Origin of the sequence: Pseudomonas sp. HMWF032 (assembly GCF_003060885.1) — a bacterium.
Lineage (GTDB): Bacteria > Pseudomonadota > Gammaproteobacteria > Pseudomonadales > Pseudomonadaceae > Aquipseudomonas.
In genome coordinates, this window is record NZ_QAIG01000005.1 from 1131338 (window position 1) to 1155801 (window position 24464).

Here is a 24464-nt window from a genome sequence, read left to right on the forward strand (position 1 = left end):
CGCCCTATAAAGGCACCTGCGGGTGCCTTTTGCGTCTCTGGGGGATCGGCTATTCTGCCGCATCACTAGCGCTCAAGCTCGGCGCTTGGCCCAGGAATATTGCCTCGATGATTATCAGCAAACTGCCGAACGTCGGCACCACCATCTTTACCCGCATGTCGCAGCTCGCCGTGGAAACCGGCGCGCTCAACCTGTCCCAGGGCTTCCCCGATTTCGATGGGCCGCAGGCCTTGCGTGATGCGGTCGGTCGGCATATTGCTGCTGGGCATAACCAGTACGCGCCGATGACTGGCTTACCAGCGCTGCGCGAGCAGGTGGCGGTGAAGATTGCCCGCAGTTATGGGCGTATGGTCAGCGCCGATGGTGAAGTCACCATAGTTCCTGGCGCTACCCAAGGCATCTTCTGCGCTATCCAGGCGTTGATTCAGCCGGGTGACGAAGTCATCGTCTTCGACCCCAGCTACGACAGTTATGAGCCCTCGGTGGAGCTGGCCGGCGGACGCTGTGTGCATGTGCCGCTGGCCTTGCCGGATTTCGCTATCGATTGGCAACGCCTGCAGGACGCGCTCAGCGACAAGACGCGTCTGATCATCCTCAATAGCCCGCACAACCCTAGCGGTGCGCTGATCTCCCGCGCCGAGCTGGACCAGCTGGCTGCCTTGATTCGTGGGCGCGATATCTACCTGATCAGCGACGAGGTCTACGAGCATCTGGTATTCGACGGCGTTCAGCACGCTAGCGTGCTGGCCCACGAAGAGCTGTATCAGCGTGCCTTTGTGGTCAGCTCCTTTGGCAAAACCTACCACGTCACTGGCTGGAAGACCGGCTATGTCGTGGCGCCGCCGGCCTTGAGCGCCGAACTGCGCAAGGTGCATCAGTACGTCAGCTTCTGTGGCGTGACGCCGCTGCAGTGGGCGTTGGCCGACTATATGGCCGTGCACCCCGAGCATGTCGAGGAGCTACCTGCGTTCTACCAGGCCAAACGCGATCTGTTCTGCGACCTGCTGGCCTGCTCGCGCTTTACCTTCACCCGCGCCGCTGGTACCTATTTCCAGTTGGTCGATTACTCGGCCATTCGCAACGATCTGGATGATGTGGCTATGGCCGAATGGCTGACCCGCGAGCATGGCGTGGCGGCGATTCCGGTATCGGTGTTCTACCAGACACCACCTGAGGATCTGACCCTGGTGCGTTTCTGCTTTGCCAAGCGTGAAGAAACCCTGCGCCAGACGGCGGATAAACTATGCGCGATCTAAGCCTATTGCCCGACCTCGAACTGGCGCTGATTCAGACCACCCTCGTCTGGCAGGACCCTGCGGCCAATCGCGCGCACTTTGAATCACTGCTGGTGCAGGCATGTGGTGCGGACCTGGTCGTGTTGCCGGAGATGTTCAGCACCGGCTTTTCCATGGGTTCGGCTGCCCTGGCCGAGCCGGAGGATGGCCCCACCAGCCAGTGGCTGCGTGAGCAGGCTCAGGCGCTGCAGGCTGTCGTCACCGGCAGCCTGATTATCCAGTCTGTTGATGGCTCTTACCGCAACCGCCTGCTCTGGGCCTGTCCGGATGGCTCTGTGGCGCACTATGACAAGCGCCATCTGTTCCGCATGGCCGGCGAGCATAAGCATTACCGCGCGGGTGAGCAGCAGGTGTTGCTGGAGGTCAAGGGGTGGCAGGTACGCCCGCTGATCTGCTACGACCTGCGCTTCCCGGTGTGGAGTCGCGATCCACAGACCACCGATCTGCTGCTCTACACCGCCAACTGGCCAGCCGCGCGGCGCAATCATTGGAGCCGCCTGTTGCCGGCGCGGGCCATCGAAAACCTCTGTTACGTGGCGGCAGTAAACCGCATCGGCGAGGACAGCAATGGCCACGCCTACAGTGGCGATAGTCAGGTGCTGGATTTTCAGGGTGAGCCGTTGCTGGAGCCAGGGGCGGCAGATGGCGTGTTTAGGGTGACCCTCAATGCCTCGGAATTGTCCGCTTACCGGGAGCGTTTCCCTGCGTATCGCGATGCGGATGCCTTTGATTTGGCTGACTGATGGGCAGCAATCACTGTTTTAGGTAGTGGTCGTAGATCGCCTGGTAGCGCCCGCTGGCCTTGAGTTGGGCGAGGCCGGCATTGAAGTCGTCGCGGATCTGCGGGTCGCGAAATATCGGCCGGTAGTTCTGCGGGTCTTCCTCGACAAATTGGTGCATGGCGATGGATTTTGCCTTAAATAGAGAGGTACGTTCGAGCAGCAATTCGAAGTAGCGATAGATGCTGCGGTCACTCAGTACCAGATCGTAGCGGCCCTTGTTCAGCCCCAAGACCTGCAGTTCCTGGTTGTTTTGTTCGAAGTACAACCCATCCTTCTGGCTCTCGGCCAGCCATTCGGGGTAGCGCTGGGCTGCTCCCTGGAAGGCCACTACGCTGAGCCCCTTGATGTCCTCGGGCTTCTGGATGTTCAAGCGTCGGCTTTGCAGGCTGACAAACACGTTGGCATATATGACGGCCGGGTTGCCATAGTGACCACCGATTGCAGCCAGACCCTGTCCCAGGTCGGTCATGGCCGCATCCACTTCACCTTTGCGAAACGCCAGTGGCACGCGAGCCAGGGGAAAGTAGCGGGGTTGCAGTGTATGGCCGCGAAACGCCAGGGCTTCGCCAATCACCTCCAGTTCGATACCACTGTCGCTTTCCGGAAAACAGAACGGTGGGATTTTTTCACCGAAGGCCATGACCACCGTGTCCGCCAGGCTATTTGCGCTGCAGGCGAGCAACAGTGGCACGGTGAGGGTGCACATCCAGTGTGTCACTGAGCGCATGTTCAGGGGCTCCTGTAATCCATTACGTCAGTGTAGTTATCGCTTGTTCGCTTGCCGTGCACTTGGTCTGAATAGCCAGGTTGATTTAGCCCGCGGCAGTGGGTTTCTGTTCGGCGGCGCTGGCTTCGAGGCGCAGTTGCTCGCTGCGGAGAAAAGCCCCCAACTGCTGCAGATCAGCAATTTTCTGCTCCACCTCGGCCAGTTTACGGCTGACCAGGGCTGCACCCTGGGCGCAGTCGAGTTGTTGCTCGCGCCGTGCGCGAAGGATGTCGCCAATCTCACCGAGGGAGAAACCCATGCTCTGCGCCTGCTGGATAAAACCCAGGTCATGTAGCGTCTGCAGGCTGTATTCGCGGTAGTTGTTGTCGCGGCGCAGGGCGCTGATCAGCCCCAGGCTTTCGTAATAACGCAGGGTGTGGCGGCTGGCCCCGCTGCGTTTTTCCAGTTCACCAATGCGCATGCAAATCCCGCTTGACTGTAGAGTGTGCTCGACAGTTTAGCCTGCTTGAGTCATCAACGACTCAGGAGGATTGGCGATGAATCAGTCATGTTTTGTCACCGGCGGCAGTGGTTTTATCGGCCAGCATCTGCTGGCGTTACTCACCCACAGGGGCCATCCGGTCAGTGTGTTGATGCGTCGACCGCACAGCCTGCCAGCCTTGCGCGAGCAGATCGAACAATTGGGCGGACGGGGCGACCTGCTAACGGCGGTTGCCGGTGATCTGGGCTTGCCAGGTCTGGGGCTGGATGCCGCTGCCCGTGAGCAGGTGCGTCAGGCCGCTGTGGTGTTTCACCTGGGCGTACAGTTCGCCTGGGGGCTGTCATTGGCGCAGGCGCGTCAGGTCAATGTCGAGGGCGCGATCCAGGTGGCTGAGCTGGCGGCGCAACAGGGCAGTCGTCTGCTGATGGTGGGCGGCTTTATGTTGGCCAATCATGCGCATTTGCAGCGTATAGGCGTGGATCTGCAGCATCCCGAGCGCACAAACTGGGATCGCCTCTATCGTCGCTCTGGGGCTTATGAAGGCAGCAAGCTGGAGGCGCACTTTCGTGTGCGCGCCCGTATGGCTGAGCTGCAGGCGCCGCTGACGCTGGTGCACCCGGCCACCGTCTGTGGCCATAGTCGTAGCGGGCATATCTTGCCGGCGCAGCCGTTGGCAGGCTTGATCGACAATCTGGCCGCTGGCCGGCTTGGGGCGATTCCCGGTTCGGCAGCGCACTGGCTGCCCTTGGTTAGCGTGGATTTTCTCGCCGAGTTGCTGGTGGCTGCGGCCTTTGATGAGCAGCAGATCGGGCAGGAGATCCTCGCCTTGGATGCCGCGACGCCAAATCTGCAGGGCATGCTGCAGCAATTGGCTCACGCGCTGAGTGTGCGGGCGCCGAGCCGGCATCTGCCGATACCGTTGCTGCGGGGGGTGTTGAAGCTTCCGGGTGTGCCGGGCCTGCTGCATACCGATGTTGAGTCGCTGGATTTTATCCAGACCACTCGCTTCGATACCGCTGCGACTCAGGCCCTGGCACGGCGCCATCAGCTGCACTGGCCGGATATCGGCCAGGCGTTGCAGGCGACGGCGCGTTACCTGGTACGCACGCCTTCAGTAGCCTGACGGCATGCACTGCTATTAGGCGGCCTGTTCGGCGGCTTGGCCGATCGCCCGGTTCAGCGCGCTGAACAGCGCGCGGAAGCTCGCGGTGGTGAGGTTTTCATCGATGCCCACGCCATGCAGCGCGCGGCCGCCGTTGACGCGCAGTTCGATATAGGCCGCCGCTTTGGCATTGGTGCCGGCACCGATTGCGTGCTCGCTGTAGTCCATGATTTCCACGTCCACCGGCAGGCCGGCGACCAAGGCTTCCAGCGGGCCCTTGCCGATTCCGCGCCAGTGCTGGGTTTCCCCAGCATTGACGACTTCGACATCAACCGCGCTGGTGCCGTTTTCTTCTTGCAGGCGATGGCCTTTCAGCGCATACGGCGCTGTGGCCTGTAGGTACTCGGTTTCCAGCAGTTGGTAGATCTGTGCGGCAGTCATTTCCAGGCCGAGGCGGTCGGTTTCCTTCTGCACCACCTGACTGAACTCGATCTGCATGCGGCGCGGCAGGTTGATGCCGTATTCCTGTTCGAGCAGGAAGGTGATACCGCCCTTGCCGGACTGGCTGTTGACGCGGATCACCGCCTCGTAATCGCGGCCGATATCGGCCGGGTCGATCGGCAGGTACGGCACTTCCCATACCGCGTCGGCCTGCTGCTGAGCGAAGCCTTTGCGGATCGCATCCTGGTGCGAGCCGGAAAAGGCGGTGTGCACCAGGTCGCCGACATACGGATGGCGTGGATGCACCGGGATTTGGTTGCAGTCCTCGACCACCTTGCGCACCGCGTCGATGTCGGAGAAGTCCAGTTCAGGGTCAACGCCCTGGGTGTAGAGGTTCAGCGCCAGGGTCACCAGGCAAACGTTGCCGGTACGCTCGCCGTTGCCGAACAGGCAGCCTTCCACGCGGTCAGCCCCGGCCATGACGGCCAGCTCAGAGGCGGCGACGCCGGTGCCACGGTCATTGTGGGTGTGCACGCTGATCAGCACGCTGTCACGGCGCTCGACATGACGACCGAACCACTCGATCTGGTCGGCGTAGTTGTTCGGTGTGGCGCACTCGATGGTCGCTGGCAGGTTGAGGATCAGCTTGTTTGCCGGGGTCGGCTGGAACACGCCAATCACCGCGTTGCACACCTCGACGGCGAAGTCGATTTCAGTGCTGCTGAACACTTCCGGCGAGTACTCGAAGCCCCACTGGGTTTCCGGTGCTGAGCCGGCCAAGCGCTTGATGGTTTTGCCGGCCGCTATGGCGATGGCTTTGACGCCGGCCTTGTCTTGGTTGAAGACGATCTTGCGGAAGCTCGGCGCGCAGGCGTTGTAGTAGTGAACGATGGCCTTCTTCGCGCCTTTCAGCGACTCGAAGGTGCGCTCGATAAGGTCGTCACGGGCCTGGGTCAGCACCTGAATGGTCACGTCATCAGGGATATGCCCGCCTTCGATCAGCTCGCGCACAAAGTCAAAGTCCGTCTGCGAGGCGGACGGGAAACCCACCTCGATTTCCTTCAGACCCACCGCCAGCAGGCACTTGAAGAAGCGCATCTTCTTTTCAGCGTCCATGGGCTCGATCAGCGACTGGTTACCGTCGCGCAGGTCGGTCGACAGCCAGATCGGCGCCTTGTCGATGATCTGGTCCGGCCAGGTGCGGTCCGGGATGCGGATTGGGGTGAACGGCCGGTATTTGCTGGACGGGTCTTTGAGCATGCTCATGGTGTTGATCCTTGTGCGCGGCTGCAAGCGGCGAGCCGGGCTAAAACTGAGAAAATAGGGCTGGGCGTATGCTTGAACATTCAGCCACGCAGTCGCTGGCTTACCAGGCAGAGGTTGGCATGTTGGCGCAGCAAGATAAGGGTGTGATGGGGACTCATAGCGCCAACCCTAAACTTTGAGGTGAAAGCTGGCAAGCAATAGCTAGAAAACGCTATTTTGGTGCGTGCATGCAAATATTTATGATTTTTTTTGCGGTTTTTTACGTTGCGGCGGTGTTTTATTGCGGGGCTATCCCAGTAGGCTGAGAACGGCCTGGGGGCGCTGGTTGGCTTGGGCCAGCACACTCTGGGCTGCCTGTTGAATGATCTGGCGGGAAACCAGATTGGAGGTTTCTACAGCAAAATCGGTATCGAGAATGCGCGAACGGCTAGCTGCCGAGTTTTCAGAGATGCTTTGCAGGTTGCTGATGGTGCTCTCCAGGCGATTTTGCAGGGCACCCATATAGCCGCGCTGGCGGTCGATATAGGCCAGTGCATCATCGATGTCCATGACCGCCAGCCCAGGGGTCTTGTTCAGGTCTACGCGGCTGAGGGCCAGTGCGTCGGCGCTGAAGGAGCTGAAGCCGAATTGGATCGTTTCGTAAGCCTGGGCGCCAATCTGGAGCTGGGTCAGGGCGTTACCCCCTACACCGTTGGCGTTGAACAGGGTGGGTTCCACCAGGCTGAACCCGAGTGAGCCGGGCCGTCCGGCGCCCTGGTTGGGCAGCACGTTTTCAGCAGTCAGTTCTTTGCCACCGTCGGCATCAAGGCCACCAATTGCACCGGTATCGGCATTGGTCAGATTAAGTCCAGCCACATAGGCGGCTGCATCCGCATTGAACTGCGTGCTGAAGTCCGCCAGGCTGGCGAATGCGCCCTTGCTGGCATTGGTCAGGGCTTGGTCCAGCGTGGAGCCGCTGTTCTTTTGCAGGTAGCCCATGATGTCTTTGATGCCTTTGCCGCCAGCGGCCTTGATCTCGTCATGCATGTAGCGTACGGCGGCATAACCGCCGGAGTAGCCGGCTGAGCCGCTGACATCATCGGCGTTGAAGGCGGTCAGTATCGCTGCTGTATTGGTGCCGCCGGTGGTATCAGCTGACAAGCGCTCATCGGCACCTTGTACCGCTTCGGCGGTGCCCTCGATGAACCAGCTGGGCAATCCGGCAAAGTTCATTGTGCGACCCATGACGGCGTGGGCCATTTCGTGGGCAATCACCCGGTCGGTGTACTGCGGTGTGCTGCCACCGTTGGGCAAGGTGGCGGCATCAAAATAGGCCAGGTTGACATTGAGCACCTGGTTAAAGATTTTCCCGCCCGCGCCAGAGGTGCCCGACACTGAGGCCAGGGCTTGGCTGGACGGATCATCAGTGAACGTGATCTCCAATTCGGCGCCATCGGCAGTCAGGCCAAATGCATCAAGTACGCGCTGTTCACCTTCACCGATCCAGAAGCCCCTCAGAGAGTTGAGTACGGCGCGTTGATCGAGGTCGCCGAGTACCGAAAACGTCCCCTGGTCAAAGATTTTCCGACCGGCAAAGGTGGTGGTTTCGTTGACGCGGCTGATTTCCTGCAGCAGTTGCTGGGCTTCCTGGTCGAGTGCGGTGCGGTCGCTGGCGCCATTGGAGCCATTCATGGCTTGCAAGCCAAGCGAGCGAATACGCTGCAGGGCGTCGGTGACGCTTTGCAAAGCGCCTTCCGCTACCTGCAGCAGCGATATGCCGTCGTTGGCGTTGCGCGTGGCCACGTTCAGCCCCCGCACTTGCGAGGTCAGACGGTTGGAGATTTGCAGCCCGGCGGCATCATCCTTGGCGCTGTTAATGCGCTGTCCGGTGGACAGGCGCTGCAGCGAAGTACCGAGGGCCGTGCTGTTGCTCTCCAGTTGGCGACGCGTGAACGACGACGAGATGTTGGTATTGACCGTCAGCATCGGCGTGCGTATCCACTCGGCCGAGCGGAAGGCCCGGCGTCACATAGCGAATCGGCACTCTGTGTATTTACTTGAAATGTTTTTCAGGGGTTAGCCGACCAGTGGTCATGGCTTGAAGGCGCCGATAAAGATCGCTGGATCGACGCGTGCATCATTGAGGCTGACATTCCAGTGCAAATGCGGTCCGGTGGCGCGGCCGGTGGCGCCGACTTTGCCGAGCACGCCGCCGCGTGGCAGCTCATCGCCGACCTTCACGCCGATGGTCGAGAGGTGGCAGAACATGCTGATCAGGCCCTGGCCGTGGTCGACAAACACCGTCTTGCCATTAAAGAAATAGTCACCAGTCAGGATCACCGTGCCAGCGGCCGGAGCCTTGATCGGTGTGCCGCTATTGGCGGCGAAGTCCAGCCCGGAGTGAGGATTACGCTCCTCGCCGTTGAAAAAACGGCGCAGGCCGAAGGGGCTCGACAGCGGCCCGTTGACCGGTCTGTCGAACAGCAGGTTGCTCGGCTGGCGCGCACTGAACTGCTGATAGGCGCGGGTCTGCTCGGCCAGTTCGCGCTCGATGCGCGCAAGGTTCTTGGCGTTCGGGTTGACCTGCTGCTGGTTCTTGATAGTGATGCGTTGCTCGACGTAGTGCTTGCTGCCGACCCGGAAGCTCAGCGTCTGGCTGCCGTTGACGCTGATCTGCTGGCTACCCGGTTTGATGCCCAGCGGTATGCCGACGATGGCGATCCAGCGCTGCTGATCCTCATGAATGACCAGCACGGGCTTGTTCTGATAGCGCACGCTGGGGGCGCTGGCTGCTGGCCCTAGATCGACTACTGCCACCCCGCCCGGCACCGGCTTATTCAGCAGCCGGCTGATAAAGCCTTCGGCGTGCAAGGGCAGGGCGAGGCAGAGCAGGGTGATAAGTGTGAACAGGCGCATTGAATATCCGTAGGGTGGGTAACGCGAAGCGTATCCACCTGCAATAAAGGTCAATCGAGCAGCGATAAGGTAACCGGCTGCACATGGTTGTCTTCGACCCGCACATCCAGCTCGCCGTTGCCCAGGCGCGCCTTCAGGCGTTGCCCGGGGCAGGTGTCGGCAGCGTTGCGGATGGCACGGCCGCGCTCATCCAGCAGGATGCTGTAACCGCGGCCGAGGGTGGCCAGTGGGCTGACCGCATGCAGCGTTTGTACCTGACTGTGCAGTTGCAGGCGGCGTGCCTTGAGGCCCTCGCGCATGCTGCGTTGCAGACGCTCGGCCAGGGCCTGCAGGCGTTGCTCGAGCAGTTTCAGGTTGCGTTCCGGGTGCAGACTCAGCAGGCGAATTTGCAGGTGATTCAACCGTTCGCGGCGACTGTTGAGTTGTCGTTCGAAGGCGCGGCCGAGGCGCATCTCCAAGTCATCGATACACTGGGCATGCTGGCGCAGGCGCTCGCCGGGATGGCGCAAGCGCCGCTGCAAACCGTCTAGGCGCATGCGTTCGCGCTCCAGCCGATGTTGCATGTGCAGGTTCAGGCGACGTTTGAGATTGTGCAGGCGCTGCACCAGTTCACTGCTGTCGGGGGCCAGCAGTTCAGCGGCAGCCGAAGGCGTGGGGGCGCGCACGTCGGCAACGAAATCGGCGATGGATACGTCGGTCTCATGGCCCACGGCGCTGACGATTGGGGTGTTACAGGCAGCAATCGCGCGGGCCACCGGTTCTTCGTTAAAGCACCAGAGGTCTTCCAGTGAGCCGCCGCCACGGGCCAGGATCAGCGCATCAAAGCCTTTTGCATCAGCGATACCGAGGGCGCGAACAATCTGTGCGGTGGCCTCGCGGCCCTGTACTGCGGTGGGAATCAGAGTCAGTTCGACCAGCGGCGCACGGCGGCGGAACACGCTGATGATGTCGCGGATCACCGCGCCAGTCGGTGAGCTGATGATGCCGATGCGTTTCGGATGAGCCGGTAGGGCGACTTTGCCCTCGGCAGCAAACAATCCTTCGGCGTTGAGTTTTGCCTTCAAGGCCTCGAAGGCAAGGCGCAGCGCGCCATCGCCGGCGGGTTCGACGGCATCGAGAATCAGCTGGTAGTCACCGCGGCCCTCAAACAATGAAACCTTACCGCGCACCTTGACTGCCAAACCATCGCGCAGTGCCTGGCGCACCTTGGCCGCATTCTGCCGGAACAGCGCACAGCGCACCTGGGCCTGGCTATCTTTAAGGGTGAAATAAATGTGCCCGGACGCTGGCTTGGCCAGGTTGGAAATTTCCCCCTCGACCCAGATGCCGCCGAAAACATCTTCCAGCAGCAGGCGTGCGCGATTGTTCAGTTGACTGACGCTGAGCACCTCGCGGTCGAGGTTCAGGCGTTGGAAAGGGTCTTTGATCATGGCTGGCATAGTAAAGGCTTTACCCGATCGGCCATAGGGGATTGGCCTTGACCGGTGTCGTGTGGCCATTAAGCTGCGCGCCTTCAACGCAAACCGAGTTTTTATATGAGTGAGCAGCAGGTCATCATCGTGCCGCAGATTTCCAGCTTTCCCGGCCATGAGGCGCGGGCGCGGTTGATCGTGCGCTGGCTGGTCAAGCAGAACATCATCGAGGAGCAACTGAGCACTTGCGGGCGTACCTTCAAACAGATGGGCTATGGCATTGCCGAAGGCGCGCGGTGGGTGGTCGAACGGCCCGAGCTGCTGCCGTTTGGGCAGGCGGTGCATGGCCTGGAGATCATCTACAAACGCTGCATCTATACCCCGACGTTAGGTTTTCTTGAGGAGGCGGGTTGTCCTGAGTGCCGGCGCGAAGTGGGCGAAAGGTTGTTCGACAGCCTGGAAGAGTGGATGCCGGGGTATACCGATAATTTCATCTGCCCGCTGTGTGGCCATGAAGACGACATCAACGGTTTTCTGTTTCTCCAGTCCTGCGGCTTTTCCAACCTGGGTTTTATCTTTAACAACTGGGCGGATGCAGGCTTCAAACAGGGCTTTCTGGACGAGTTTGCGGCGCGCCTGGGGCATCCGATCTCGCTGGTGCGGGTCGATTTGTAGAACAAGGTGGCCGGCTGGCAAAGCGTCCAGCTGACCAGTCGATACTTTGCGTTGAGTGCAGGGGGGCGTCTGAGTATAATGGCGCGCTTCCTATTTTCCCGTCTGGGAGCCCCCGCCATGCTGCGTATCAGTCAAGAAGCTCTTACCTTCGACGACGTTCTACTTATTCCAGGTTATTCCGAAGTTCTGCCGAAGGATGTCAGCCTCAAAACGCGCCTGACCCGCGGCATCGAACTGCATATTCCATTGCTCTCTGCTGCCATGGACACCGTGACTGAAGCCCGTCTGGCGATTGCCATGGCTCAGGAAGGCGGCATCGGCATCATCCACAAGAACATGACACCCGAGCAGCAGGCAGCCGAAGTACGCAAGGTCAAGCGTTACGAGTCTGGTGTGGTGAAAGATCCGATCACCATCGAGGCTGACGCGACTGTGGGCGACCTGTTCGACCTGACTCGTCAAAACAACATCTCCGGTGTGCCGGTGCTGCACCACGGTGATCTGGTCGGTATCGTCACCAGCCGTGACGTGCGTTTCGAAACCAACATGGGTGCCAAGGTGCGCGATGTGATGACGCCGAAAGAGCGTCTGGTCACGGTCAAAGAAGGCGAAGACACCCAGGTGGTGCGCAAACTGCTGCACAAACACCGTATTGAACGTGTGCTGATCGTCGACGATCAATTCCGTCTCAAGGGCATGATGACCGTCAATGACATCGAGAAGGCCAAGGCCTACCCGCTGGCGAGCAAGGACGACCAGGGTCGTTTGCGCGTCGGCGCGGCGGTCGGTACCGGTGCCGACACCGAAGATCGCGTGGCTGCGCTGGTGCATGCCGGCGTTGACGTGATCATCGTCGACACCGCGCACGGCCACTCCAAAGGCGTGATCGACCGCGTGCGTTGGGTCAAGCAGAACTTCCCGGACGTGCAGGTGATCGGTGGCAACATCGCCACCGGCGAAGCCGCCAAGGCTCTGGCTGAAGCCGGTGCTGATGCGGTCAAGGTCGGTATTGGCCCAGGCTCGATCTGCACCACCCGTATCGTTGCCGGTGTCGGTGTGCCGCAAATCTCTGCCGTGGCCAACGTGGCGGCTGCACTGGCGGGTACTGGCGTACCGCTGATCGCCGATGGCGGCATCCGCTTTTCCGGTGACCTGTCCAAAGCCATTGTGGCCGGCGCATCCGCCGTGATGATCGGTTCCATGCTGGCCGGTACCGAAGAGGCACCGGGCGAGGTCGAGTTGTTCCAGGGACGCTCCTACAAAGCCTACCGCGGCATGGGCTCGCTGGGTGCCATGGCGCAAGCGCAAGGCTCCTCGGACCGTTACTTCCAGGACTCTTCGGCCGGTGCCGAGAAGCTGGTGCCGGAAGGTATCGAAGGCCGTGTGCCTTACAAGGGGGCGATGGGTGCCATCGTTCACCAGTTGATGGGCGGCCTGCGTGCCTCCATGGGCTACACCGGTTGCGCGACCATTGAAGAAATGCGCAGCAAGCCGGAGTTCGTGCGCATCACTGGTGCTGGCATGGCCGAGTCGCATGTGCACGATGTACAGATCACCAAAGAGGCCCCGAACTACCGCGTGGGCTGAAAAATCGCCGGATCGCTGCTGCGCTTGCTCATGCGGTGTTGGAAAGCAGCTCGCAATGCTCATTGGCTCCAGCCAACTGCGCTTGCTTGCTACTTTCCGCCTTGCCTGAGCTGCGCTCGCGACGCGAATCCAACGATTTTTAATACTGTTGAATACACGGGGCTGCTGCTGTTGAGAACGATGGGGCAGCCCCGCGTCATTTGTGAATTCCGCTACGAGAGACGGCCATGGCTCATCAAGACATCCACGCTCACCGCATTCTGATTCTGGACTTCGGCTCCCAGTACACCCAGCTGATCGCCCGGCGTGTGCGCGAAATCGGTGTGTACTGCGAACTGCACCCGTTTGACATGAGCGACGATGATATTCGTGCCTTCGCGCCGCGCGGCATCATCCTTGCTGGTGGCCCGGAGTCGGTGCATGAGGCGGGTAGTCCGCGTGCGCCGCAGGCAGTGTTCGACCTGGGTGTGCCGGTGCTGGGCATCTGTTACGGCATGCAGACCATGGCTGAGCAGCTGGGCGGCAAGGTGCAGGGCTCGGATGTCCGCGAGTTCGGTTATGCCCGCGTTGATGTAGTTGGCAAGGGCCGCCTGCTGGCTGGCATTGAAGACCATGTTGATGATGACGGCCTATTGGGTCTGGACGTGTGGATGAGCCACGGTGACAAGGTCACGGCCATGCCGACAGGCTTCAGCATTCTCGCCAGCACCCCGAGCTGCCCGATTGCCGCCATGAGCGACGATGCGCGCGGCTACTACGGCGTGCAGTTCCACCCGGAAGTGACCCATACCAAGCAGGGTGGTCGTATCCTCTCGCGCTTCGTGCTGGAAATCGCCGGTTGTGAAGCCCTGTGGACGCCGTCGAACATCGTTGACGACGCCATTGCTCAGGTTCGCGCTCAGGTGGGCAGTGCCAACGTGCTGCTCGGTTTGTCCGGTGGCGTGGATTCCTCGGTGGTCGCCGCATTGCTGCACAAGGCCATTGGCGATCAGCTGACTTGCGTGTTCGTCGACAACGGCCTGTTGCGCCTTCACGAAGGTGAGCAAGTGATGGCCATGTTCGCTGAGAACATGGGCGTCAAAGTGATTCGCGCCAACGCTGAAGAGCAGTTCCTTGGCAACCTGGCCGGCGAAGCCGATCCGGAGAAGAAGCGCAAAATCATCGGTCGCACCTTTATTGATGTGTTCGATGCCGAGGCCAGCAAGCTGGACAACATCCAGTTCCTCGCCCAAGGCACCATCTACCCGGACGTGATCGAGTCGGCTGGCGCGAAAAGCGGCAAGGCCCACGTGATCAAGAGCCACCACAACGTCGGCGGCTTGCCTGAGGAAATGAACCTCAAACTGGTCGAACCGCTGCGTGAGCTGTTCAAAGACGAAGTGCGCAAGATCGGCCTGGAGCTGGGCTTGCCATTCGACATGGTGTATCGCCATCCATTCCCCGGCCCGGGCCTGGGCGTGCGTATCCTCGGTGAAGTGAAAAAGGAATACGCCGACCTGCTGCGTCGGGCGGATCACATCTTTATCGAAGAACTGCGCAAGGCCGACTGGTACCACAAGACCAGCCAAGCCTTTGTGGTGTTCCAGCCGGTGAAATCGGTCGGTGTGGTCGGTGACGGCCGCCGCTACGCCTGGGTCGTGGCCCTGCGCGCCGTGGAAACCGTGGATTTCATGACCGCACGCTGGGCGCACTTGCCTTACGAGCTGCTGGAAACCGTCAGTGGCCGGATCATCAATGAGATCGAAGGCATCTCCCGCGTCACCTATGACGTATCGAGCAAGCCGCCAGCCACCATCGAGTGGGAGTGATCGCGCGTCCGGCATAGGCCGGCATGATCTCGCAAAAAAGTACCCTGAAACCCGCGTAATTGCGGGTTTTTGGTTTTTTGGGGGGCAGATGGCGTTCTGCATCGCCAGGCGCGGTGTTTAATGTGGCGTGGTAGTGACTGCATCCGATGTCATGCATACGCTCAATACCATGTCCCTTGCCTCAGGAAACTTCGGTGATTTTCCCATAGTGGCTCCAGTTCTAAAAAGTTGGAGTGTCCGTGATGCCAGAGGTGATTCAACCCGGTTTATTCGCTGCACGTCAGATAGCCTCATTTAACTTTTCTGTCGGCTTTGGTATGCCCCAATACCTTGATAGCAGTTTTGTTAAGCTCTAATCCATTTTTAAGTAACTTGTTGAGGTAATGAGTGGCGGCTTGAGGGTGTGGGTTGGGTCGATTTTTTGGTTAAGTCTTTTGGAAGGTTGAGCTCTATTATGTCGGGTATCGCAAATGGCAAGCCTACGATAGGCTGGCGGAATGCAGTGGTTTTCGTATTCTTGATGCGTTTGGATTGTTAACGACTTTAACAATCCAGTGCGATCTTAAAGTCTGTAGATTTGAGGCTGAAGTGCTTGATCTTGCTTTGCTGCCCTGCAGTGTCATGCTTTTGTTGCTTGGCAAGCTCAAGCCCCTCGGCACGCATCTTCTGCTTGGCAAGAACTCCACTGGTGCGGCTAATATCAGCGCCCCGTTTATATGCTTTTATCCGGTTGGTGGTCGTCGTACGAAGAGGCTTGTTTCTTGAATAACTTGAGCTAAAGCCATGCAGGGGAATACTATGATTCTTGAGCCTCTCGATAAGCGAATGATAAGTTGGGATTCATCGTGCTTCGAAAATAGAGAATGTCCTTTTTGTGGTGCAGAAAACATTGAGCCATCGTACATTCGTCCTGACAATTGTTCTGTTTTAAAGTGTTTCAGGTGTACTGGCTACTACGTATCTCCATCGCCTTCAGAGGAGGCGCTCAATGAGTTTTATAGCTCTTATCATGAGGCGTACTTTGGTGGGGATGTGGCGAGAGATATTGAGGCTTTGAAGTTCGAGTTGAATAATCTGAATCTTAACTCTGATCCGAGGTTGATTTTTCTTAAAAAGGATATGGCGTCTGTCAGCGTTGCTGCATATAAGGTCTTAGATTTTGGGTGTGGGACGGGTTCTTTTTTATATCAAGCTAAAAGATTGGGTGCTTGGGTAGCGGGTGTCGAACTTGATCGTTCTGCCGTGTCGACTTGTCACAAGCTTGGTCTTGATTCTGTTTTTCTAGGTGGCGTTGATGTTTTGACGTCTCTAGGTGAAACGTATGATCTTATTGTTTTAAATGATGTAATTGAGCATCCGCTAAATCCAGCTCGACTTGTCACTGAATTGTGTGACTTGCTTAGTGAAACCGGTAAGATTTTAATATGGACCCCCAATGGGGAAGCCATTGATTTAGATCGCCAAAAAATCACGCTTCGTGTTGATTTGGAACATATGCAGTACTTGACGAGTGGGGCTGTATCAGAATTGTGTCGCGAAAATAAGCTTTCAGTTTGGCATTATCAGCAGCTTGGTTTTCCATCGAGTAGTAATTTTATAACTAATGTGGTTGAGGGGGCTTGGGGTTCAAGGTTTAAGGTTGGATTGGTTGCCCTTTTAAGATCTTTGAGGTTGATAAGCTTTTTAAAGCTTTTATTGTCACGCCTTGGGTTTATGGGGGGGGCCTACTCCATTCACGGAAATTATCATCTGTTTTGCGTATTGTGTAGACGCAAATAAGCGTCAGGTTTCAGTGGCATTTTGTATTTTTACACGATGTGTTAGGCCGTTTTCCACGCGTGCAGGTTGGAACTGCGGCAACCCGCCTCTGCTGGTGGGCTCGTTTTCTTGTTGGTGATAATGAGAAGATCCCGCAACTGAATATGCCTACAGGTTGCTGAGGATGAGGATGTCGTTTACCCGCAGACAAGTGCTTGTCGGCCTCGCCGGTCTGGGCGTCGCCGGGCTTGGTGCTGGCGGTGTGCGCTATTGGCTGGGGCGCCCGGAGAATGTTGCAACGCACGACTATGAGCTGATCGCTGCGCCGCTGGATATCGAGCTGGTGCCGGGGCATATCACCTCGGCCTGGGCCTATGGCGCGCAGGCGCCCGGAGTAGAGCTGCGTTGCCGCCAGGGTGAGCGCTTGCGGGTACGCTTCATTAATAAGCTGGATGTGTCTACCACCATTCACTGGCACGGCATTCGTCTGCCGTTGGAGATGGACGGTGTGCCTTATGTGTCGCAGGCGCCGGTGCTGCCGGGGGAGTACTTCGACTACAACTTCATCACCCCAGACGCAGGCAGCTTCTGGTACCACCCGCATACGGCCAGTGGCGAGCAACTGGGGCGCGGGTTGGTCGGCGCATTAATTGTTGAGGAGCGCGAGCCGAGCGGTTTTCGTCACGACCATACGCTGAGCCTGAAAAGCTGGCATGTCGATGAGCGGGGGGGATTCACCGACTTCAGTGTGCCGCGTGAAGCGGCGCGCGGCGGCACGCCAGGGAGGTTGAGTACGGTCAACGGCGTGCATGCGCCGATCCTGGGATTGCCTGCCGAACAGGTGGTGCGTTTGCGTTTGATCAACCTGGACAACACCCTGACTTATCGGCTCAACCTGCCCGGCGGCGACGCGCGGATTTACGCGCTGGACGGTAATCCGGTCGAGCCGCGACCACTGGGTAAGGAATATTGGCTGGGGCCTGGCATGCGCATCGAGCTGGGGCTGAGGGTGCCCGCTGCAGGTCAGATGTTGTCGCTGCGCAATGGGCCGCTGCGTTTGGCGACTCTGCGCGCCATCAGCAGTGCCGAGCCTGCAGGTGATTGGCCGCCGGCCTTGCCGGCCAACCCGGTGGCCGAGCCGGATTTGGCCAATGCGCAAACCATCAATTTCAACTTCGAGTGGGCGGGCGCGGTGTCGACCGGGTTGGCGCAGGGCGCCGCGCACAGTTTCTGGCAGATCAATGGACAGGCCTGGGATATCAATGACAAAACCTGTGCTGACCGGCCGATTGCCCGCTTGCAGCTGGGCAAGAGTTATATCTTCGAGTTGCGCAACCTCAGCCAGTATCAGCACCCGATCCATCTGCACGGCATGACCTTCAAGGTGCTGGCCTCGGATCGCAAATCGATCATCCCGTATTTCACCGACACCTACCTGCTGGGCAAGAATGAGCGCGCACGCGTGGCGCTGGTTGCGGATAATCCCGGGGTATGGATGTTTCATTGCCATGTGATCGACCATATGGAAACCGGGCTGATGGCATCAATCGAGGTGGTGTAGGGTGGCTGTCGCTTTTTACATCCACCGGATTTTTGGTGGAAAACACTTCGCGGTTTTACGCGGGGTGGCCTTCCACCCTACGGATTCAGGCTATGAAGAAAGTACAGATATTTGACCGTTCGCGTGATCAGCATTTTATGCGCGAGGCCCTGATCCTGGCTGCCGAGGGCGCCGCTTTGGGTGAGGTGCCGGTCGGCGCCGTGCTGGTGCAGGATGAGCAGATTGTTGGGCGCGGCTTCAATTGCCCGATCTCCACCCATGACCCCAGCGCCCATGCCGAGATGGTGGCAATTCGCGCCGCGGCCCTGGCCGTGGATAACTACCGCCTGCCGGGCAGTACCCTGTATGTGACCCTGGAACCGTGCAGCATGTGCGCCGGGCTGATCGTGCATGCTCGTGTGCAGCGCGTGGTGTATGGCGCTACTGAGCCGAAGGCGGGCATGGCGATCAGTCGCGGCGAGTTCTTCAATCAGGCATTTCTCAACCACCGCGTTTTGGTGGAGGGCGGTGTGCTGGCGCAGGAATGCGGTGCGGTGCTGAGTGCTTTCTTCAAGGCGCGGCGTGAGCAGCGTTAGCGGGTTTTACAGCGGCGGGGTCTGCTCATTGGGTTGGCGTTTGTCGATACCTGGCAGGTGCTGGTTGCTCTCGGCCAGCTGTGAGCCTTCCAGTTGCGGCTGGGTTACCCAGGTGAGGATGTCGTAGTAGCGGCGTATGTTGCGCACAAAATGCACCGGTTCGCCGCCACGGGCATAGCCGTAACGGGTTTTGCTGTACCACTGCTTTTGTGACAGGCGCGGCAGGATTTTCTGCACGTCCAGCCACTTGTTTGGGTCCAACCCTTCGGCCTCGGTGAGCTTGCGTGCATCTTCCAGATGACCACCGCCAATGTTGTAGGAGGCCAGGGCGAACCAGGTGCGGTCAGGTTCCTGAATGCTCTCCGGCAGTTGGTTCTTCACGTGCACAATGTATCTGGCGCCGCCTTCGATGCTCTGCTTGGGGTTCAGGCGATCTGACACGCCCATGGCCTGCGCGGTGCGTAAGGTCAGCATCATCAGCCCGCGTACGCCGGTCTTCGACGTGGCGCTGGGTTGCCAGAGAGACTCCTGATAGCCCATGGCCGCCAGCAGGCGCCAGTCCACCTGATTGGTCTGTGCGGCCTCGCGGAAGTATTTTTCGTAGCGCGGCAGGCGCTGCTGCAGGTGCTGGGCGAAGGTGTAGGCGCCGACATATCCGAGTACGTCGACATGGCCGTAGTAGCGGTCTTTGAGGCGCTGCAGGCTGCCGTTTTTCTGCGCGCGTTCGATAAACGCGTTCATCTCGTCGAGCAGGCTGCGGTCTTCGCCGGGGGCGGTGGCCCAGGCCAGGCTCTGTGCATCACCGAGATCAAAGGCCACGCGCACGTTGGAAAAATACACCTGATTCATCGCCAGCTCGTTGGAGTCGACCAGGGTCAGGTCGATCTGCCCTTCATCGACCATGCGCAGCAGGTCGACCACCTCGACGGCGGCGGATTCTTCGTAGGCCAGCTCTGGTAGTTGCAGCTTGAGCGTGGCGAGCTGTTCAGCATGGCTGCTGCCTTTAAGTACCAGAATGCGTTTGCCGAGCAGACCGTCCGGGCGGGTTGGCCGTTGCTGGCCGTTGCGGTAGATCACCTGGGGGGTGACTTCGAGATAGGGCAGGGAGAAGCGTGCGTATTGCTGCCGTCCGTCGCTTTCTACCAGGCCGGCGGCGGCCAGTACTGGGCCGTTGGGTTTGTTCAGGCTGGCGAACATCTCGTCGAGGTTGTCGGCAGTTTCGATTTTCAGCTCGAGGCCAAGGTCATCGGCAAAACGCTTCACCAACTCGTATTCGAAGCCGGTTTCGCCGTTACGATCCTGGAAGTAGGTCGCCGGGCTGTTACGGGTGATCACCCGCAGTACACCCTCCGCCTGAACGCGCTCGAGCGTGCTGGGTTCTTCAGCACAGCCGCCGAGCAGCAGGAGGATTCCGATCACCGACAGCCAGCAGGCGCAGCGCGCACGGAACGCAGATTGGGCAAACATTGACGCAGTATACGCAAAGCCTGCAGTGCGCCATATATCGACAGCATCAGCCGTCTCTGTTAGCGCGGCGCCGCATCGAATCTGCCGAAAACGCTCATTTGCAGCGTGCTTGTGGTTTGTCAGGTATAGCTAATAGAGCCTGGCCGCCACGGGTGCCGTTGGCAGCGCTTTAGGCTAGAATGCACGGCCTCAAAGTACACCCCTTCCCAGAGGCTGTCCCCGATGTTGATCCTGCGCGGCGCTCCCGCCCTTTCTGCTTTCCGTCACGGCAAACTGCTTGAACAACTGACCAGCAAGGTTCCTGCTGTCACTGGCCTGTATGCCGAGTTCGCGCACTTTGCCGAAGTGTCCGGCGTGCTTAGCGCTGACGAAGAGCAGGTATTGGCTCGTTTGCTGAAATACGGCCCGAGTGTGCCGGTGCAGGAGCCTAATGGCCGCCTGTTTCTGACCATTCCGCGTTTCGGCACCATCTCGCCCTGGTCGAGCAAGGCCAGCGACATTGCCCGCAACTGCGGCCTGGCGAAGATTCAGCGTATCGAGCGCGGCCTGGCGTACTACGTCAGCGGTGAGCTGAATGCCGCCGAGGCGCAGCAGGTGGCTGATCTGCTGCATGACCGCATGACGCAGCTGGTACTGGATAACCTCGAAGGTGCCGCAGCGCTGTTCAGCCATGCCCAGCCCAAACCGCTGATGGCGATCGACATTCTGGGTGGCGGTCGCGCCGCGCTGGAGACGGCCAACGTCGAGTTGGGCCTGGCGTTGGCAGAAGATGAAATCGATTACCTGGTCAATGCCTTCCAGGGTTTGGGGCGTAACCCGCACGACATCGAACTGATGATGTTTGCTCAAGCCAACTCCGAGCATTGCCGCCACAAGATCTTCAATGCCAGCTGGGACATCGACGGCGAAAGCCAGGACAAGTCGCTGTTCGGCATGATCAAGAACACCTACCAAATGCACAGCGAGAACGTGTTGTCCGCCTATAAGGACAACGCCTCGGTGATCGTCGGCCACAGCGCCGGGCGTTTCTTCCCGAATCCGCAAACCCGCCAGTACGGTGCGGTGCAGGAGCCGGTGCATATCCTGATGAAGGTGGAGACGCACAACCACCCGACCGCCATTTCTCCATTCTCTGGCGCGTCCACCGGTTCTGGTGGCGAGATTCGCGACGAGGGTGCCACCGGACGAGGCGCCAAGCCGAAGGCCGGGTTGACCGGTTTCACCGTCTCCAACCTGAACATCCCGGGCTTTGAGCAGCCGTGGGAAGTGCCGTACGGCAAACCCGAGCGCATCGTCACCGCGCTGGACATCATGATTGAAGGCCCGCTGGGTGGCGCGGCGTTCAACAACGAATTCGGCCGTCCGGCCCTGACCGGTTACTTCCGTACCTTCGAGCAAGCGATCAGCACGCCCCATGGCGACGAAGTGCGCGGCTACCACAAGCCGATCATGCTCGCCGGCGGCATGGGCAACATTCGCGCAGATCACGTACAGAAGGGCGAGATCACCGTGGGCGCCAAGCTCATCGTGCTTGGCGGCCCGGCCATGCTCATCGGCCTGGGTGGTGGTGCGGCGTCGTCGGTTGCCACCGGTGCCAGCTCGGCTGACCTGGATTTCGCTTCGGTACAACGCGAAAACCCGGAAATGGAACGCCGTTGCCAGGAAGTGATCGACCGCTGCTGGCAGCTGGGCGACGCCAACCCGATCGCGTTTATTCACGACGTCGGTGCTGGTGGTATTTCCAACGCCTTCCCGGAACTGGTCAATGACGGCGGCCGCGGCGGCCGCTTCGAATTGCGCAACGTGCCGAATGACGAACCCGGCATGGCGCCGCACGAGATCTGGAGCAACGAGTCTCAGGAGCGTTACGTACTGGCCGTCAGTGCTGTTGATTTCGAACGCTTCAAGGCCATCTGCGAGCGTGAGCGTTGCCCGTTCGCGGTCGTCGGCGAAGCCACCGAAGAAGCCCATTTGACCGTGACCGACAGTCATTTTGCCAACACCCCGGTGGATATGCCGCTGGAAGTGCTGCTCGGCAAGCCACCGCGCATGCACCGTTCGGTGACCCGCGAAGCCGAACTGGGCGACGATTTCACTGCCGCCAGTGTGGACATTGACGATGCCGTAACCCGCGTACTGCATCACCCGGCTGTGGCCAGCAAGAGCTTCCTGATCACCATCGGTGACCGCACCATTACCGGTCTGGTGGCGCGTGATCAGATGGTTGGCCCGTGGCAGGTGCCGGTGGCCGATTGCGCGGTAACCGCCACCAGCTTTGACGTTTACACCGGTGAAGCCATGGCTATGGGCGAGCGCACGCCGCTGGCGCTGCTGGATGCCGCGGCCTCCGGACGTATGGCGATTGGCGAGACGCTGACCAACCTGGCGGCCTCGCGCATCGAAAAACTCTCCGACATCAAACTGTCCGCCAACTGGATGGCCGCTGCCGGCCACCCGGGCGAAGACGCGCGCCTGTATGACACCGTGAAAGCGGTTGGCATGCAGCTGTGTCCGGAGCTGGGCATCACCATACCGGTGGGCAAGGACTCGATGTCGATGAAAACCCAATGGCGCGATGAGGGCACGGACAAGAGCGTGACCTCGCCGCTGTCGCTGGTGGTGACCGGCTTTGCGCCGGTCAGCGATATTCGCAAGACCCTGACCCCGCAACTGCGCATGGACAAGGGCGAAACCGACCTGATCCTGATCGACCTGGGCCGTGGGCAGAACCGCATGGGCGCCTCGATCCTCACCCAGGTCTACGGCAAGCTCGGCACCCAGGCACCGGATGTGGATGACGCTGAAGACCTCAAGGCCTTCTTCGCAGTGATCCAGGGCCTGAATGCTGACGGTCATATCCTCTCCTACCACGACCGTTCCGACGGTGGTTTGCTGGTGACCGCGCTGGAAATGGCCTTTGCCGGCCATTGCGGCTTGAACCTGTTCCTCGATGCTTTGGCCGACGACCGCGCTGAGCTGGCCGCCGTGCTGTTCAACGAAGAGTTGGGCGCGGTGATTCAGGTGCATCAGGACGCCACCCCGGAAGTGCTGGCACAGTTCAGCGCCGCCGGTCTGGGCGACTGCGTGGCGGTAATCGGTCAGCCGGTCAACAGCGACGACGTGGCCATCAGCTTCAATGGTCAGCCGGTGTTTGGCGGCCAGCGCCGTCTGCTGCAGCGCCAGTGGGCGCAAACCAGTTACCAGATCCAGCGTCTGCGCGACAACGTGCAGTGCGCCGAGCAGGAGTTCGACACCATCCTCGATGAGGAAAACCCGGGTTTGTCGGCCAAGCTCAGCTTCGACGTCAATCAGGACATCAGCGCGCCGTACATCCGCAAGGGTGTGCGTCCGCAGATCGCCGTGCTGCGTGAGCAGGGCGTCAACGGCCAGGTGGAAATGGCAGCGGCCTTCGACCGCGCTGGTTTTAACGCCATCGACGTGCATATGAGCGACATCCTTAGCGGTCGCGTCAGCCTGGACGAGTTCAAGGGCCTGGTTGCCTGCGGCGGCTTCTCCTATGGTGATGTGCTGGGTGCCGGTGAGGGCTGGGCCAAGTCGATTCTGTTTAACAGCCGCGCCCGTGATGGCTTCCAGGCCTTCTTTGAGCGTAAAGACAGCTTTGCTCTCGGTGTTTGCAATGGTTGCCAGATGATGAGCAACCTGCACGAGCTGATCCCCGGTACTGAGTTCTGGCCGCATTTTGTGCGTAACCGTTCCGAGCAGTTCGAGGCGCGTGTAGCGATGGTCCAGGTGCAGGAGTCGGCATCGATCTTCCTGCAAGGCATGGCCGGTTCGCGCATGCCGATCGCCATTGCGCACGGCGAAGGTCATGCCGAGTTCGAAAACGAGGAAGCCCTGCTCGAAGCGGACCTGTCCGGCTGTGTGGCCATGCGCTTTATCGACAACCACGGCAAGGTCACCGAAACCTATCCGGCCAACCCGAATGGTTCGCCGCGCGGGATCACCGGTTTGACCAGCCGTGACGGTCGCGTGACCATCATGATGCCGCATCCGGAGCGAGTGTTCCGTGCCGTGCAGAACTCCTGGAAGCCGGATGACTGGCAGGAAGATGCTGGCTGGATGCGCATGTTCCGCAATGCCCGCGTGTGGGTGGATTGATCCGGATGGCGCCGGCTTATGTCGAGTAAGCCGGCGCCGATTCTGCCTGAGGTGCGCCAGGTCAAACCTGGCGATACCTTGCTGCTGTGCCGCTGCGGGCGTTCGTCCCAGTTTCCTGATTGTGTTTCCGCCTGCTCTGATGCGTTTGAACTGCAGCCTGAGCGTGAGCAATTTCTGCTGCTTTGTCGTTGCGGGCAGTCGCAGCGTCTACCCTATTGTGATGGTAGCCATAACCAGCCGGTAAGCGGCTTCATGGCTCGTTGGCGGCGCTTCTGGTGTGGTATCTAGACGGGCTTGCTCTGCTACCTCAGGCAAAAAACATGACCTGAGTGCGCAAGTGTGATGAACCCCGCGAACGGCTGGTAAGGCCAAATGCCATTATTGCTGTCATTATTATTGTGCGGCCTTTTGTCAGTCTTGCCGGCGGAGACTTTGATGTACAAACTGTGTTTTTACGTGCCTGAAACCCATCTTGAGGCGGTGAAAACCGCCGTATTCAGTGCCGGTGGTGGG

Annotated in this window: 18 protein-coding genes and 1 pseudogene; 12 read left to right on the forward strand and 7 right to left on the reverse strand. The window is 59.7% G+C overall.

Annotated elements, in window-relative coordinates; all coding sequences use genetic code 11:
* Nucleotides 1–107 precede the first annotated feature (107 nt).
* Nucleotides 108–1256, forward strand: coding sequence for a pyridoxal phosphate-dependent aminotransferase (locus tag DBR00_RS08005; protein WP_108488435.1), 1149 nt, complete (start codon nt 108–110; stop codon nt 1254–1256).
* Entirely contained in the window at nt 1244–2038 is a 795-nt protein-coding gene (locus tag DBR00_RS08010) for an amidohydrolase (protein ID WP_108488436.1), read from the forward strand. The genes DBR00_RS08005 and DBR00_RS08010 overlap by 13 nt, the downstream gene beginning before the upstream one ends.
* A 10-nt stretch (nt 2039–2048) precedes the next feature.
* Here DBR00_RS08010 and DBR00_RS08015 read toward each other — a convergent pair whose 3' ends face one another.
* Nucleotides 2049–2804 carry an ABC transporter substrate-binding protein gene (locus tag DBR00_RS08015; protein ID WP_218276601.1) on the reverse strand — a complete coding sequence of 252 codons (756 nt, stop codon included), beginning with the start codon at nt 2802–2804 and terminating at the stop codon, nt 2049–2051.
* Between the two features lie 85 nt (nt 2805–2889).
* The gene (locus tag DBR00_RS08020) at nt 2890–3264 is read right to left on the reverse strand and encodes a MerR family DNA-binding protein (RefSeq protein WP_108488438.1); all 375 of its coding nucleotides are present in this window, start codon (nt 3262–3264) and stop codon (nt 2890–2892) included.
* A gap of 76 nt (nt 3265–3340) precedes the next feature.
* On the opposite strand from DBR00_RS08020, the gene DBR00_RS08025 reads away from it, so the two are divergent.
* Nucleotides 3341–4408, forward strand: coding sequence for an SDR family oxidoreductase (locus tag DBR00_RS08025; protein ID WP_108488439.1), 1068 nt, complete (start codon nt 3341–3343; stop codon nt 4406–4408).
* A gap of 15 nt (nt 4409–4423) precedes the next feature.
* Here DBR00_RS08025 and leuA read toward each other — a convergent pair whose 3' ends face one another.
* From leuA to xseA, 4 genes are all read right to left on the reverse strand, one after another.
* Nucleotides 4424–6094: a 2-isopropylmalate synthase gene (gene leuA, locus DBR00_RS08030; RefSeq protein ID WP_108538036.1), complete on the reverse strand. Its 1671-nt coding sequence runs from the start codon at nt 6092–6094 to the stop codon at nt 4424–4426.
* A gap of 288 nt (nt 6095–6382) precedes the next feature.
* Nucleotides 6383–8059 (reverse strand): flagellinolysin, encoded by a 1677-nt coding sequence (locus DBR00_RS08035; protein ID WP_108486670.1) that lies wholly within the window; start codon nt 8057–8059, stop codon nt 6383–6385.
* A 105-nt stretch (nt 8060–8164) separates the two neighbouring features.
* Nucleotides 8165–8989, reverse strand: a complete 825-nt coding sequence (locus tag DBR00_RS08040; RefSeq protein WP_108486671.1) for a peptidoglycan DD-metalloendopeptidase family protein — start codon at nt 8987–8989, stop codon at nt 8165–8167.
* Between the two features lie 50 nt (nt 8990–9039).
* Nucleotides 9040–10419, reverse strand: coding sequence for an exodeoxyribonuclease VII large subunit (gene xseA, locus DBR00_RS08045; RefSeq protein ID WP_108486729.1), 1380 nt, complete (start codon nt 10417–10419; stop codon nt 9040–9042).
* A gap of 105 nt (nt 10420–10524) precedes the next feature.
* Here xseA and DBR00_RS08050 point away from each other — a divergent pair, with 105 nt between their 5' ends.
* The 6 genes from DBR00_RS08050 to tadA all read left to right on the forward strand — a co-directional run bounded on the left by DBR00_RS08050 (nt 10525) and on the right by tadA (nt 18365).
* Nucleotides 10525–11076 (forward strand): sugar ABC transporter ATPase, encoded by a 552-nt coding sequence (locus tag DBR00_RS08050; protein WP_108486672.1) that lies wholly within the window; start codon nt 10525–10527, stop codon nt 11074–11076.
* Nucleotides 11077–11193: 117 nt separating this feature from the next.
* On the forward strand, nt 11194–12663 hold the full coding sequence (gene guaB / locus DBR00_RS08055) for an IMP dehydrogenase (protein WP_108486673.1): 1470 nt from the start codon (nt 11194–11196) through the stop codon (nt 12661–12663).
* Between the two features lie 227 nt (nt 12664–12890).
* Complete coding sequence (gene guaA, locus DBR00_RS08060; RefSeq protein WP_108486674.1) at nt 12891–14471, forward strand: glutamine-hydrolyzing GMP synthase; 1581 nt, start codon at nt 12891–12893, stop codon at nt 14469–14471.
* Nucleotides 14472–15269: 798 nt separating this feature from the next.
* Nucleotides 15270–16250 carry a bifunctional 2-polyprenyl-6-hydroxyphenol methylase/3-demethylubiquinol 3-O-methyltransferase UbiG gene (locus DBR00_RS08065; protein ID WP_158271555.1) on the forward strand — a complete coding sequence of 327 codons (981 nt, stop codon included), beginning with the start codon at nt 15270–15272 and terminating at the stop codon, nt 16248–16250.
* 169 nt (nt 16251–16419) lie between these two features.
* The gene (locus tag DBR00_RS08070; RefSeq protein ID WP_108486676.1) at nt 16420–17790 is read left to right on the forward strand and encodes a multicopper oxidase family protein; all 1371 of its coding nucleotides are present in this window, start codon (nt 16420–16422) and stop codon (nt 17788–17790) included.
* Nucleotides 17791–17882: 92 nt separating this feature from the next.
* A complete protein-coding gene (tadA, locus tag DBR00_RS08075) occupies nt 17883–18365 on the forward strand; it encodes a tRNA adenosine(34) deaminase TadA (RefSeq protein ID WP_108486677.1) in 483 nt (160 codons plus the stop codon).
* Nucleotides 18366–18371: 6 nt separating this feature from the next.
* On the opposite strand, the gene mltF is transcribed toward tadA, so the two are convergent.
* Nucleotides 18372–19832 (reverse strand): membrane-bound lytic murein transglycosylase MltF, encoded by a 1461-nt coding sequence (gene mltF / locus DBR00_RS08080; RefSeq protein WP_108486678.1) that lies wholly within the window; start codon nt 19830–19832, stop codon nt 18372–18374.
* A gap of 222 nt (nt 19833–20054) precedes the next feature.
* Here mltF and purL point away from each other — a divergent pair, with 222 nt between their 5' ends.
* The 3 genes and pseudogenes from purL to DBR00_RS20970 form a co-directional block, all read left to right on the forward strand.
* Nucleotides 20055–23951, forward strand: a complete 3897-nt coding sequence (gene purL, locus DBR00_RS08085; protein WP_108486679.1) for a phosphoribosylformylglycinamidine synthase — start codon at nt 20055–20057, stop codon at nt 23949–23951.
* 18 nt (nt 23952–23969) lie between these two features.
* Nucleotides 23970–24239, forward strand: a complete 270-nt coding sequence (locus DBR00_RS08090; protein WP_108486680.1) for a CDGSH iron-sulfur domain-containing protein — start codon at nt 23970–23972, stop codon at nt 24237–24239.
* Nucleotides 24240–24386: 147 nt separating this feature from the next.
* Nucleotides 24387–24464, forward strand: a pseudogene (locus tag DBR00_RS20970) (NGG1p interacting factor NIF3); the annotation flags it as partial.